General features: G+C 63.8%; 11 protein-coding genes. 8 read left to right on the forward strand and 3 right to left on the reverse strand.

Annotated features, from left to right (window positions below; all coding sequences use genetic code 11):
* Positions 1-32: 32 nt before the first annotated feature.
* Positions 33-3,728 (reverse strand): methionine synthase, encoded by a 3,696-nt coding sequence (gene metH / locus AB5Y93_RS08260; protein WP_368229159.1) that lies wholly within the window; start codon positions 3,726-3,728, stop codon positions 33-35.
* 204 nt (positions 3,729-3,932) lie between these two features.
* Here metH and AB5Y93_RS08265 point away from each other — a divergent pair, with 204 nt between their 5' ends.
* On the forward strand, positions 3,933-5,210 hold the full coding sequence (locus AB5Y93_RS08265; protein WP_010672654.1) for a sodium:proton antiporter: 1,278 nt from the start codon (positions 3,933-3,935) through the stop codon (positions 5,208-5,210).
* 471 nt (positions 5,211-5,681) lie between these two features.
* Positions 5,682-5,858, forward strand: coding sequence for a hypothetical protein (locus AB5Y93_RS08270; RefSeq protein WP_336593196.1), 177 nt, complete (start codon positions 5,682-5,684; stop codon positions 5,856-5,858).
* Between the two features lie 103 nt (positions 5,859-5,961).
* Here AB5Y93_RS08270 and AB5Y93_RS08275 read toward each other — a convergent pair whose 3' ends face one another.
* Complete coding sequence (locus AB5Y93_RS08275; RefSeq protein WP_049637292.1) at positions 5,962-6,483, reverse strand: GNAT family N-acetyltransferase; 522 nt, start codon at positions 6,481-6,483, stop codon at positions 5,962-5,964.
* Between the two features lie 140 nt (positions 6,484-6,623).
* Between AB5Y93_RS08275 and AB5Y93_RS08280 the strand changes: the two genes are divergently transcribed.
* Complete coding sequence (locus tag AB5Y93_RS08280) at positions 6,624-6,887, forward strand: hypothetical protein (RefSeq protein WP_104455135.1); 264 nt, start codon at positions 6,624-6,626, stop codon at positions 6,885-6,887.
* Positions 6,888-6,961: 74 nt separating this feature from the next.
* Positions 6,962-7,816 carry a neutral zinc metallopeptidase gene (locus AB5Y93_RS08285; RefSeq protein WP_223919359.1) on the forward strand — a complete coding sequence of 285 codons (855 nt, stop codon included), beginning with the start codon at positions 6,962-6,964 and terminating at the stop codon, positions 7,814-7,816.
* Positions 7,817-7,876: 60 nt separating this feature from the next.
* Here the strand turns inward: AB5Y93_RS08285 and AB5Y93_RS08290 are convergent, their stop codons facing one another.
* Positions 7,877-8,221, reverse strand: coding sequence for an HAD family acid phosphatase (locus tag AB5Y93_RS08290; RefSeq protein WP_253584146.1), 345 nt, complete (start codon positions 8,219-8,221; stop codon positions 7,877-7,879).
* A gap of 284 nt (positions 8,222-8,505) precedes the next feature.
* Between AB5Y93_RS08290 and AB5Y93_RS08295 the strand changes: the two genes are divergently transcribed.
* From AB5Y93_RS08295 to AB5Y93_RS08310, 4 genes are read left to right on the forward strand one after another with little or no spacing between them, the layout of a single operon-like run.
* Positions 8,506-9,726: a PAS domain S-box protein gene (locus tag AB5Y93_RS08295; RefSeq protein ID WP_368229160.1), complete on the forward strand. Its 1,221-nt coding sequence runs from the start codon at positions 8,506-8,508 to the stop codon at positions 9,724-9,726.
* A 17-nt stretch (positions 9,727-9,743) separates the two neighbouring features.
* Positions 9,744-10,118, forward strand: coding sequence for an anti-anti-sigma regulatory factor (locus AB5Y93_RS08300; protein WP_043154645.1), 375 nt, complete (start codon positions 9,744-9,746; stop codon positions 10,116-10,118).
* 6 nt (positions 10,119-10,124) lie between these two features.
* Positions 10,125-11,195, forward strand: a complete 1,071-nt coding sequence (locus AB5Y93_RS08305; protein WP_368229161.1) for a SpoIIE family protein phosphatase — start codon at positions 10,125-10,127, stop codon at positions 11,193-11,195.
* Positions 11,196-13,862: a response regulator gene (locus tag AB5Y93_RS08310; RefSeq protein ID WP_368229162.1), complete on the forward strand. Its 2,667-nt coding sequence runs from the start codon at positions 11,196-11,198 to the stop codon at positions 13,860-13,862.
* Positions 13,863-13,865 lie beyond the last annotated feature (3 nt).

A 13,865-nucleotide genomic window follows, 5' to 3' on the forward strand; every position in this document is an offset into this window, starting at 1 on the left:
CCCCGCACCGCGTGAGGCGGGGCAGACGGGGATCAGTGCAGGTTGGGCCCCAGCCAGCGTTCGGCCTCTGCCAGGGTCATCCCCTTGCGCATGGCGTAGTCTTCCACCTGATCCTGCTGGATCTGGGCCACGGCGAAATACTTGCTCTCGGGGTGGGAGAAGTACCAGCCGGATACCGCCGCCCCCGGCCACATGGCGTAGGACTCGGTGAGCTGCATGCCGATGGCCTGCTCCACGTCCAGCAGCTCCCAGATGCTCCCCTTCTCGGTGTGCTCCGGGCAGGCCGGGTAGCCCGGCGCCGGACGTATCCCCTGGTAATTTTCGCGAATCAGTTCCTCGTTGCTGAGCGCCTCGTCCGGGGCATAGCCCCAGTGCACTTTGCGCACCTGCTCGTGGAGGTATTCGGCAAAGGCCTCGGCGAGGCGATCGCACACCGCCTGGATGAGGATGGCGTTGTAGTCGTCGTGGTCCGCCTTGTAGGCCTTGGCGATGGCCTCCTCGCCGATGCCGCCGGTCACCGCGAAGGCGCCGATCCAGTCGGGCTTGCCGCTCTCCTTCGGCGCCACATAGTCCGCCAGACAGTAGTTGGGGAAGCCCTGCTTCTCGCTCTGCTGGCGCAGGTGGTGCAGCACCTTGCGCACCTGGGTGCGGGTCTCGTCGGTGTAGACCTCGATGCTGTCCCCCACGGCGTTGGCGGGGAACAGGCCGATGATGCCGGCGCAGCGCACGCTCTCATCCTTCTCCAGCTGGTCCAGCATGGCGTTGGCGTCGGCGTAGAGGCGCGTCGCCTCCTCCCCCACGACTTCATCCTCCAGAATGCGGGGGAACTTGCCCGCCAGCTCCCAGCTCAGGAAGAACGGCGTCCAGTCGATGTAGGGGCGCAGCACCGAGATGGGCACGTTTTCGAAGGTCTGCACGCCGGGCTCCCGGGGCGCCGGGGGCTCATAGCCCACCCAGTCCAGCTGATGGCGATTGGCCCGGGCATGGGCCAGGCTGACCGGCTTGGAGCGCGGCTGCTTGCGGGCATGCTGATCCCGGGCAATCTCGTACTCCTTGTCGATGCGGGCCACGAAGGCGGGCTTGAGCTCCGGGCTCAGCAGGCTCTGGGCCACCCCCACGGCGCGGGAGGCGTTGGAGACATAGACCACGGGCTCGGAGTAGTTCTGCTCTATCTTCACCGCGGTGTGGGCCTTGGAAGTGGTGGCTCCGCCGATGAGCAGCGGCAGCTTGAACCCCTGACGCTCCATCTCTTTTGCTACGTGCACCATCTCGTCCAGGGACGGAGTGATGAGGCCCGACAGGCCGATGATGTCGGCGTTCACTTCCCGGGCCGTCTTGAGGATGGTCTCGCAGGAGACCATGACCCCGAGATCCACGATCTCGAAGTTGTTGCACTGGAGCACCACCCCGACGATGTTCTTGCCGATGTCGTGCACGTCGCCCTTGACGGTGGCCAGCACGATTCTGCCGTTGCTGGAACCGCCGGACTTCTCCGCCTCGATGTAGGGCTGCAGGTAGGCCACCGCCCGCTTCATCACCCGGGCCGACTTCACCACCTGGGGCAGGAACATCTTGCCGGCGCCGAACAGATCGCCCACCACGTTCATGCCGTCCATCAGCGGCCCCTCGATGACGTGCAGCGGCTTCTCGGCCTGGGCGCGCGCCTCCTCGGTATCCTCCTCGATGAAATCAGTGATCCCCTTGACCAGGGCGTGTTCCAGTCGCTTGCCCACCGGCCAGCTGCGCCACTCCTGATCCCGCGGATCCTCGGCCTGGGCGCCGGCACCGCGATACTTCTCGGCGATGGCCAGCAGCGCCTCGGTGGCGTTGTCGTTGAGGTTCAGCACTACCGCCTCGACCTTCTCTTTGAGCTCGGCCGGGATGTCTTCGTAGATGGCAAGCTGGCCCGCGTTGACGATCCCCATGTCCATGCCGTTCCTGATGGCGTGGTAGAGGAAGACGGCGTGGATGGCTTCGCGCACCGGCTCGTTGCCACGGAAGGAGAAGGAGACGTTGGAGACGCCGCCGGAGATCATGGCGTGGGGCAGGTGCACCTTGATGTCCTTCACCGCCTCGATGAAGTCCACCGCGTAGTTGTTGTGCTCGTCGATGCCGGTCGCCACCGCGAAGATGTTGGGGTCGAAGATGATGTCTTCCGGCGGGAAGCCGACGCGGTCCACCAGAATGCGGTAGGCGCGCTGGCAGATCTCGAACTTGCGGGCCCGGGTATCGGCCTGGCCCACCTCGTCGAACGCCATGACGATGACGGCGGCGCCGTAGCGACGCAGCAGTTTCGCCTGCTCGATGAATTTGTCCTCCCCCTCCTTCATGGAGATGGAGTTGACCACCGGCTTGCCCTGCACGCACTTGAGGCCCGCCTCCAGCACCTCCCACTTGGAGGAGTCGATCATCACCGGCACCCGGGCGATGTCCGGTTCCCCGGCGATGAGGTTCAGGAAGCGCACCATGGCCGCCTCGGCATCCAGCATCCCCTCATCCATGTTGATGTCGATAATCTGGGCACCGTTTTCCACCTGCTGCTTGGCGACGTCGAGGGCCTCGTCGTAGAGCCCCTCTTTTATCAAGCGCTTGAACTTGGCCGAGCCGGTGACGTTGGTCCGCTCACCCACGTTCACGAACATGGAGTCCGCCGTGATGATGAGAGGCTCCAGGCCCGACAACCGGCAGGCTACCGGCAGATCCGGCAGGGCGCGGGGCTTGATGCCCGCCACGGCGTCCGCCATGGCGCGGATGTGGGTCGGGGTGGTGCCGCAGCAGCCGCCCACCAGGTTGAGAAAGCCGCTCGAAGCCCACTCGCGGATATGCTCCGCCATCTCTACCGCGTCCAGATCGTACTCGCCAAACGCATTGGGCAGACCGGCATTGGGGTGGGCGCTGACATGGGTCTCGCTGATGCGGGACAGCTCCTCCACGTACTGGCGCAGCTCGTCCGGCCCCAGCGCACAGTTGAGGCCGAAGGAGACCGGTTTGACGTGGCGAAGGGAGTGATAGAAGGCCTCGGTGGTCTGGCCCGAGAGGGTACGACCGGAGGCGTCCGTGATGGTGCCGGAGATCATCACCGGCAGGCTGTAACCCAGCTCCTCGAACACCAGGTCCACCGCGAAGGCGGCCGCCTTGGCGTTGAGGGTGTCGAAGATGGTCTCGATCAGGATGATGTCGGCACCGCCCTCAATGAGGGCGTGGGTCGATTCGGTGTAGGCAGCCACCAGCTCGTCATAGGTGACGTTGCGCTTGCCCGGGTCGTTCACGTCCGGCGAGATGGAGGCGGTACGGTTGGTGGGGCCCAGGACCCCTGCCACGAAGCGCGGCTTGGCTGGGTCTTTGGCTGTCCACTCGTCCGCCACGGCGCGGGCCAGGCGGGCCGCCTCCCGGTTTATCTCGGCCGAGAGCGCTTCCATCTCGTAGTCCGCCATGGCGATGCGGGTGGCGTTGAAGGTGTTGGTCTCGAGGATGTCGGCCCCGGCGGCACAATACTGGTCGTGGATCTCGCGAATGACGGCTGGACGGCTCAACACCAGCAGGTCGTTGTTGCCCTTGATGTCGGTATGCCAGTCGGCAAATCGCTCCCCCCGATAGTCCGCCTCACCGAGTTTGTAACCCTGAATCATGGTGCCCATGGCCCCGTCGATGATCAGGATCCGCTCCTTGAGACAGGCTTCCAGCCTGGTTGTGACATCCGCTTTCTTGTTCGACTCTCTGCTCGACACCGCTCGTACCCCTTACATCCATGCAACTGCGTGATGCCCATCCTAGCAGCAATCAAATTAAATGGAAATCTAGCCGTCTATCTGTCCGTGATGACGATTAAATATAACCATAAATAGGTAATGAGCATGATCTAACCCGGGAGTACCCTATGCCCGTCCTCAAGAGGGATACGTGCTTGCTGTTTACCAAAGAGAAAAATAACTATGAGCGTCTACTACACACTCTGCTTCCTGGCAGCGTTGGCGATCTTCATCGCCTTTGCCAACCAGTATGTTGTGAAGATCCAGACCACCATCGCCATCACTGCGGGCTCCATGCTGATCTCCGCGCTGCTGGTGCTGTTTGGCAAACTGGGTTGGTTCAATCTGGAGCCTCTCGCCATCAAGACCATGGAGAGCATCGACTTCCAGAACTTCCTGTTGAAGGGGATCCTGGGCTTCCTGCTGTTCGCCGGCGGCCTTGGCATCAACCTCAAGGCGTTGCGTAGCCAGAAGTGGGAAATCACCATTCTGGCCATAGCCGCCACCCTGCTCTCCACCTTCCTCATCGGCTACGGCTTCTGGTTCATCGCCAAGCTGCTGGGCTGGGATGTGCCGCTGGTCTACTGCATGTTGTTCGGTGCCCTGATCTCCCCCACCGACCCCATCGCCGTACTGGCCATCGTCAAGAAGATGAAGGCGCCACCCCAGATCGCCATCCAGATCGAGGGGGAATCCCTGTTCAACGACGGTGTTGGCCTCGTCATCTTCGCCACCGTGTTTGCCGTGGCCTTTGGCGGCGTGGAGCCCACCTTCGGCAGCGTGGCCGGTCTGTTCCTGCATGAGGCCCTCGGCGGCATCCTGTTCGGGGCCGTGCTGGGCCTCATCGCCCACGTGATGATCAGCGCCACCGACGACGGCTCCCTGGAGCTGCTGCTGACCCTCTGCATCCCGACCGCGGGCTTCGCCTTCGCCAACATGATCGGCGTCTCCGGCGCCCTGGCCATGGTGGTGACCGGCATCATGATCGGCAACTGGACCCGTCATTCCGGCTTCTCCGAGCAGAGCCAGCACCACCTGGATCACTTCTGGGAGTTGATGGATCAGTTCCTCAACGCCCTGCTGTTCCTGCTGATCGGTCTGGCACTGGTGCTGCTGGATCTGGCCTGGCGCGACTGGATCCTGCTGGTCATCGCGGTGCCGCTCTGCCTGGCCGCCCGCTTCATCAGCGTCTCCCTGCCCTATGTGGCGTTCCGCAAGTTCCGCAGCTACAACACCTTCTCGGTGCGCATCCTCACCTGGGGCGGCCTGCGTGGCGGTCTGGCCATGGCCATGGCCCTGGCACTGCCATCCGGTGTCATGATGATCCCGGAGCACAACGTCGATCTGCGCCAGGTGATCCTGGTGATGACCTACTCGGTGGTGATGTTCTCCATCGTGGTACAGGGCATGACCATTACCCCCATGATCACCGCCGCCAAGAAGGCCTGTGGCGACGCCTGAGCCCGTCCCTGACCGGCAATGAAAAGGGCTCCCTCGGGAGCCCTTTTGTCACCCCCGTGGCAGTGAAAAACAGGGAATGACTGGGTGAACGCACAATTAGTGTTTGCTTTTTACACATTTCGAGGAGAGAATGCGCGTCGGCTAGTTAATCAGCCCTGATTATGTTCGCAATGCTTCACCTCACGATGAATCCTGCCAGTACCCGCATAACCTTCTTCTGATTTACTCGCCTTGAGAACCGTTCAGGCTGTCTGCCTGCGTTGCCCGGCTCTCACGGTGCAGACCCGATCTGCCCACTCCCAAGTAGCATCATGCATCCGCGTGGTCCTTGGCGCCTTCCTTGAAAGTGCAGACGCCCCTGAACCGGGCTGGGTATTCCTGCGCGCTCGTCCGCTATCGTGCTGACCGCGCCCATTGACCTGACATTTGCCAATACAAGGAGCAAACACTTAATTTATATAGAGAAATACCATGATGAAACACGTACAGATCCGCAAACCCCTGCGTCGCAGCAAACCCATCAACCTGCCCGTGCAAGAGCACGACGACGATACGTTCCTGATCCAGTTCAGCACCCGCTTCAGCGGCGGCTTCGCCATCTCCTGTGATGGCATCGCCGGCGAGTTCTCCATCGAAGAGCTCAACTGACTTTGCCTGCCCACCGGCAGCGCCCGATGCAGACAGGCCGCAGCTCACGGCGGCCTCCTTGCCTGACGTCATAGTCTGCATGGCCCCGCTCCCAGAGCGGTGGCTAGACCCCGCAAGTCTCCTTGTCCGGCGCCTCCAGCAGCAGGCACTCCTCCTCGCCGGCTCCCAGCCTGACCCGTTTGCCCTGACTCAGCCCCAGCTTGGCGAGTAGCCGGACCGAACGCTCATTGCCCGGAGTGACGATGGCGACCACCCGCTCGATGCCGAGCCGTTCGCGGCCATCTGCCATGGCCGCCCGCGCGGCTTCGATGGCATAACCCTGACCGCGCCAGGCGGGAAGGAAGGCATAGCCGATGTCTTCACAGGGCAGGGTATCGCGCTTGATCAGACCGCAGATGCCGAGCCTGGCCCCGTCTTCCCGCCGCACCACCAGATAGAGTCCGTGACCGTGGCGGGCATAACTGACCGCAGGCCCCTGCTGGATGTAGTTTTCGGCATCCGCCAGGGTACGTACCCCGCGATCGCCGATGTAGCGGTGAAAATCGCCATCGTTGAGCAGTTCGAGAATGAAGGGGGCATCGACAACGGTCAGTTCGCGCAGTTCCAGGCGCTCGGAGAGGATCATGACATGGGCTCGTTCGGCAGAGAGAGTGTCCAAGACTGCTCCCGCCCCGCCCCCTTGGCAAGTCCCGGACGATATTTTCGCCCCCGGGAGCCGCGTCCCCGCTATACTGCCCACCCCATGGAACAGGCAGGAGAACGGCCATGACCGATACCCCCGAATTTTTTGATGAAGAGACACTGCTGGAGATGGTGGAGAACCAGCTCGCCGAGGGCCACCCCCTCCAGGTGAAAGCCACCCTGATGCGCCTGGTGATGAAGGGCACTCCCCGTGAAGAGGCGCTGCAATATATCGCCTGTGCCCTGGGTGCCGAGCTCATGGCCATGGAGGCCGAACAGGGCCCCTTCAACCTCGTCCGTTACGGCGAGTTTCTCGACAGCCTGCCCGAGATGCCCTGGGCCGAATGACCCGGGCCGATTAGGCAAGCCCCGGCGCCAGCCATTATCATTACTGCCACCACCAATGACGGGAGTATGGGGATATGCGCTGGCAAGATCGCCGTGAGAGCAACAATGTGGAAGACCGACGCCAGCAAGGCGGCGGCAACGGGGGTCGCGGCCTGCCCATCGGCGGCAAGGGGCGCCTTATCCTGCTGGTGGTGGTCATGGTGGCGGGGTACTACGGCGTGGACCTCGGCCCCCTGCTGCAGGATCCGGCCCCGCAGAGCCAGCCCCAGCGTCAGAACTCGTCCCAGGCTGCAAACGATCCCCTCGCCCGCTTCACCTCGGTGATGCTCGCCTCCACGGAGGACGCCTGGGGCGAGATGTTCCAGCAAAGCGGCAACCACTATCAGGCCCCCAGACTGGTGCTCTATCGCGGTGCGACCCGCACCGGCTGCGGCCAGGGGCAGTCGGTGATGGGGCCCTTCTACTGTCCGGCCGACAGCACCGTCTACATCGATCTCTCCTTCTATCAGGACATGCGCGACAAGCTGGGGGCCGACGGCGACTTCGCCCAGGGCTATGTGATCGCCCACGAAGTGGGCCACCACGTGCAGAACCTGCTCGGCATCTCCACCAAGGTGCGCCAGCAGCAACAGGGGCTGAGCCAGGTCGCCCAGAACCGGTTGTCGGTCAAGCTCGAACTGCAGGCGGACTGCTTCGCCGGGGTCTGGGGCCACTACATGGAAAAAGAGCAGGTGCTGGAGCGTGGCGATCTGGAAGAGGCGCTCAATGCCGCCCAGGCCATCGGCGACGACAGGTTGCAGCAGCAAGGTCAGGGCCGGGTCGTTCCCGACAGCTTCACCCACGGCACCTCGGCCCAGCGCCTCGCCTGGTTCAAACGCGGTTTTGACAGCGGCAAGCCCGCCAGTTGCGACACCTTCGCCGCCCGCTAGACGCCCAAAAGAAGGGCCGGAACCTGACAGGATCTGGCCCTTTTGCCATGCATGGGAACCTCAGTACAGGGAGTTGACGATCACCTCCTCCTCCCATGCGCCAGCCAGCGGCAGGGGCAAGTAGGTGGAGTTGGCCGAACGGCCGGTGACGAAGTAGATGTGATCGCCGCGCGGGAAGTGCATGGCGATGAGCGCCTTGCCCACCTCTTTCGGCACGCTGAACGCGTCCCAGCCGTTGCTCATCTTCTCCCAGAAGGCCGGATTCTTCAGGCAGCTCTCACCATTGGGGGAGAACGCCTGCTTGCCGCGATAGCACCCCGGGCTGGAGAAGAGCAGGGTGTCGTCGATGTCGAAACCCACCGCCATCGGCAGCAGCCCATCCAGGCTCCTGGCAATCTGCGTCACCGACACCCAGTGAAAGGGGCCTGCTGGGCCAGGCTCACCGCAATGACACCGGCGGGGCTGGTCGGGATTTCGACTGCCACGGCGGGCAGCAACCAGGGCAAAGCGGGGCGATAATGACATTAATCCCGATATAAGATGTTCATGACGAACTCTCCAGGCCCAAGCCCCCCCTACCAGCAGGCTCTTTCGGCACTTCTTGTCCCCCGCTCTCGCCCCGGTGGGCTATAACTGCTGTACGCCTTCTAATGGCATTCAAATCAATTGCACCATTTACCGGAGATGCCATGGACGTGCACACCGCCGCTGCCCATTCGAACACAGTCACTCCCGCTTCACCCCAGGCCAGACTGGAGGCCGTCGACCAGCTGATGGCACGGCTCGAGCTCGCGCCAGACGGCTTGATCCTGGATGCCAACTCCCGCTTTCTCGCCATCATGGGATACCAGCTGGCCGAGCTCAAGGGTCAGCACTACAGCATGCTGCTCCCCGCTGAGGCGGAAGAATCCGCCGGCGAGGCCGCCCGTTGGCAGGCGCTGCGAACGGGGCAGGCACAGGAGGGAGAGTTTCACCGGCTGGATCGCCAAGGGCGGGACATCTGGCTGCGAGGCAGTTGCAGCCCCCTGCTGGACGAACAGGGCGCGCTGGTTCAGGTCATCGAATACACCATGGACCTGACCGAACAGAAGCAGCTGAACGCCAACTTCGAGGGACAGCTCAACGCCCTGAGCCGGGTCATGGGCAAGGTGGAGTTTTCACTGGATGGCATCATCCTTGACGCCAATGCCCGCTTCCTGGAGACAGTGGGCTATCAGCTGGAAGAGCTGAAGGGCCAGCACCACAGGCTGCTGGTCGATCCCGACTACGCCCAGTCGGCCGACTATCGCACCTTCTGGGAAACCCTGCGCCGCGGTGAATTCCTGGCGGGAGAGTTCTGCCGAATCGGCAAACAGGGTGAAGAGATCTGGATCCAGGGCTCCTACAACCCGGTGCTGGATCTCACCGGCAAGCCCAGCAAGATCGTCAAGTTTGCCACCGACATCACAGCCCAAGTAGAACAGCATCACCAGCTCAAGCGCGCCATGGAGGAGGCGGAAGAGGCCGCCAGGGTGCGCGAGGAGCTGCACAAGTCGCTGCAGGAGATGTCGACCCCGGTCACCCCCATCTGGGACGGGATCCTGCTGCTGCCGCTGGTGGGGATCATCGATTCCATGCGCACCGCCGACGTGATGAACAAATCGCTCACCAAGATTGCCGAGACCCGGGCCCGGGTCTTCGTACTGGACATCGCCGGGGTCGCCACCGTGGATACCGGCGTCGCCAATCAGCTGATCAAGATCACCAAGGCGACCCAGTTCATGGGGTGCGAGGCCATCATCTCCGGCGTCTCGCCGGCCATCGCCCGCACCATGGTGGAGCTGGGGGTCTCTGTCGGCGACATCCGCACCACGGCGACCCTGCGGGATGCCTTCGAGATAGCCCTCAAGCGGGTCGGATCCACCCTCTAGGCCTCCAGGAGAGATGCATGCTGCTCAACAATGATCTGGGCATCGCCGACGTGGCCGACTGCATCGTGGTCAGCATGCGCCCCGACCTCGGTGACGAGGGCATGCAGCAACTGATGCAGGCCCTCTCCCAGCGGCTGATGCTGGGCCGCCAGCACGCGGTACTGCTCGACTTCTCCGGGGTCATGCTGCTCGATCACCACGAATTCAGGCAGGTACGCAAACTGGCCGAGGTGTGCCGCCTGCTCGGTGCCGTCTGTCTGCTGGTTGGGCTCAATGCAGGGATCGCCGCTTTCCTGGCGCTAGCCGATGCCGAGCCCGGGCCGCTGCGCTGCTTTCTCGACATGGACGATGCCTTCGCCCATGTTCGCAGGACGCTCAAGGATGAGGAGTAGCGCATCATGCAGTTGGAACAGAGCCTTCAAGAAGCCAGCTACCCGCTGCGCCACGACATCGACCTGCACCTGACGGTGATGGCGGTACGCCGCCTCCCCTTCATCGCCAACCTGTCCGAGGTGGACCGTGCCATGCTCTCCACCGTGGTCTCCGAGCTTGGCAGCAACATCCTGAAATACGCCGAGCGGGGGGAGATCACCCTCACCCTCCACCATCCCAGCGGGCGTCCCTGCATCGACATCATCGCCCGCGATCAGGGACCCGGCATTGGGGATGTGCATCAGGCCATGCAGGACCACTACAGCACCTCGGGCACCCTGGGGCTAGGCCTGCCCGGCGTGCGCCGCATGATGTCGGAGCTCACCATCAGTACCCCGCCGGAAGGGGGAACTCTGGTGCAGGCCCGCAAGTGGCTGGGCGCGGCGCCCCTGGTATCCAGACCAATCCCTCCTCTCGCCTGCACAGGCCAGCCGCACGCCGGCCTGCAGCTGACATGGGCCAGCGAGAACCGCCCCTGCTATCCGGAACGGGTCTCCGGTGATCTGGCCTTCATCCGACCGGGGCCGGAGGGGGTATCGCTGATCCTGATCGACGTGAGCGGCCACGGTGCCTCGGCCAACAAGCTGGTACAGGTGCTGGAGGCTGCGCTGCAGCAAACCCACGAGCAGGAACCGGCCCGCCTGTTGCAACTGCTGCACCAGCACTGCATCGGTACCCGGGGCGCCGCCGCCGGCGTGGCCCTGGTCAACGGCGAACGGGGTGAGCTGAGCTATGCCGGCATCGGCAATACCCGCATCTGCCTGCGCGGCCACGAACCCTGGCGCGGCATCTCCCGCGACGGGGTGCTGGGAGAGCGTTTCCCCACCCCCTTGCTGCAGCGCCAGCCACTCGTCGCGGGGGACGTGGTGATGCTCTATTCGGACGGTATCAGCGAATCCCTCAACCTGCGCGATGGTGCGCTGGAGCTGACCGCCGAGCCCGCCCAGCTGGCACGCCAGGTGATCGCCCACAGTGGCCGCAGCACCGACGATGCCAGCTGCATCGTGCTGCGTGTGCAGGCAGGGGAGGAGGACTAGATGCGGCAACTGATCGGCGAAACCCTGCTGTCAGGCCCGGCGGCGGCACTCACCGCCCGGCGCAAGGTGATCCAGGTACTCACCTGCCTCGACAGAAGTCCCACCTTCGTGGCACCGCTGGCAGGCGCTACCTCCGAGCTGGTACGCCAGCTGGTGGCAAACGCTGAGCCGCTGCAACTGCAGTTGTGGCTGGAGCCGCACGCGCAGGAGTTGTGGCTCTCGCTCTCCGCTGATGCCCCTATTTCCCCCGAGCCGGACGGCCGCCATTCACGTGGCATCCGGCTGGTAGCGCACGCGGACAACGCCATCGCCCTGGTCTACCGCCTGCCCCGCTGGCCCGATGAACCGCTGCTGCAACAGATGCAGCAGCAGTTCGCCGAACCGACCCGGGACGAGCTGTTTGCGGTGATGCAGGCCAAGAACCAGGAGCTGGAAGTGGCCTATGAGCTGGCGGAGGGCGCGACCCGGGCCAAGAGCGATTTTCTCGCCAACATGAGCCACGAGATCCGCACCCCCATGAACGCCATCCTCGGCATGTCCCACCTCGCCCTGCAGACCCGGCTCGATCCGCAGCAGTTCGACTATGTCAGCAAGATCCAGCGTTCGGCCCAGCATCTGCTCGGCATCATCAACGACATCCTCGACTTCTCCAAGATCGAAGCTGGCAAACTGGATCTAGAGCGGATCGAGTTCGATCTCGACCATGTGCTGGAGAATCTGGCCACTCTGGTGGGCGAAAAGGCGGAGGCCAAGGGTATAGAACTGCTGTTCGAGGTCGATCACCAGCTCGATACCCTGCTCTATGGCGATCCCCTTCGCCTCGGCCAGATCCTGATCAACTACGCCAACAACGCGGTCAAGTTCACCGAGCAGGGGGAGATCCTGGTCAAGGTCAGCTGCCTGGAGAAACAACCCCAGGAGGTGTTGCTGCACTGCTCGGTACAGGACACCGGGATCGGCATGAGCCAGGAGCAGCAGCAGCGGCTGTTCCAGTCATTCCAGCAGGCGGACAGCTCCACCACCCGCAAGTACGGCGGCACCGGCCTCGGCCTCGCCATCTCCCGCAAACTGGCGGAGCTGATGGGCGGCGAGGTGGGGGTACAGAGCGAACCGGGCCAGGGCAGCACCTTCTGGTTTACCGCCCGACTCGGTAGGGGCAGGCGCAGATCCCGCTATCTGCCGAGCCTGGATCTGCGCGGACGCCGCATGCTGGTGGCCGACGACAGTGCCAGCGCCCGCACCATCATGGCCGCCCTGCTGCGCAGCATGAGCTTTGTGGTGGACACCGCCGAGTCGGGCCAGCAGGCACTGCAGATGATTGCCGGCGCCGAGCAGGAGGGGCAGCCCTACGAAGTGGTATTGCTGGACTGGCACATGCCGGGGCTGGATGGCATCGAGACCGGTCGCCGCCTCATCGCCCGCAGCATGGGCCCGCGTCCCTATCGGGTCATGGTGACCGGCTACGGACGGGAAGAGGTCTTTCGCCAGGCCGATGCCGCCGGCTTTGATCGGGTGCTGGTCAAGCCCGTATGCGCCTCCGTGCTGTTCGATACCGTCATCGGCCTGTTTGGCCAGCAAACCAGTTCACTCACCTTCAAACCACCGCAGGTGGCCCATCGCTACCGCTTCGACGGACTCAGGATCCTGCTGGCGGAAGACAACGAGCTCAATCAGCAAGTCGCGCTGGAGCTGCTGCGGGCGGTCGGTGCCGATGTCAGCATCGCCGGCAATGGTGCCATCGCGCTGGAGATGGTGGCCCAGACCCACTACGACCTGATCCTGATGGACATGCAGATGCCGGTGATGGATGGCCTGGCCGCCACCCTGCTGTTGCGCGAGCGGGAAGACATCGGGCAACACACCCCGATCCTGGCGATGACGGCCAACGTCATGACCGGTGACCGCGAACGCTGCCTCGCTGCCGGGATGGACGATCACATTGCCAAGCCCATCGACCCCGACAGGCTGTATGCGGCCCTGCAGCGCTGGGCAACCTCCTTCAGCCGCGAGGTCAACAGCACGCTCACTGCCTCACACGCATCACCCGCCACCGCCTTGCTGCCACAGCTGCAGGCGATCGGGCTCAACGCCGAGCCAGCCCTGCAACGATTGATACATAACTGGGAGTGGTATCGGGATCTGCTGCAACGTTTCGCCCGCCAGGGGAGTCAGCCGATGGAAACCCTGCTGGCCGCCCTGCAGGCGAATGACCGGGAAGAAGCGCATCGACAGGCCCATACCCTCAAGGGCATAGCCGCAACGCTGGGGGCCGGGTCGCTGCAGGATGTCTCGGCCCGGCTGGAGAGCGCCCTCGCCCGGGGAGACGATGCCGCCAGCCTGCGGCCGCTGGCCGAGCTGGGGCTGCAACAGCAGCAGCAACTGGCCGCCAGCCTGCTGACACTGCTGCCGGCCCCTGCCACCTCCGGGTTGCCGGAGGCTACCCCCGCCGAGCTGGCCCCCCTGCTGCACCAACTGACCGGGCTGCTGCTGGAAGACGATGCGGAAGCCTTCATCCTGTTCCAGCGCAATCAGGCCAGGCTCGCCCCCCTGCTGGGCGAGGCAGCACCGGCCATGCACGATGCCATGACCCGTTTTCGCTTCGCCGATGCCCTGGCATATCTGCAACAAGTCCGGGCCCTCAAACCCGATCTGTTCAACCAAGAGTGAGGC

The organism is Aeromonas sp. R10-1 (assembly GCF_040908465.1).
Classification (GTDB): Bacteria; Pseudomonadota; Gammaproteobacteria; order Enterobacterales; family Aeromonadaceae; genus Aeromonas; species Aeromonas caviae.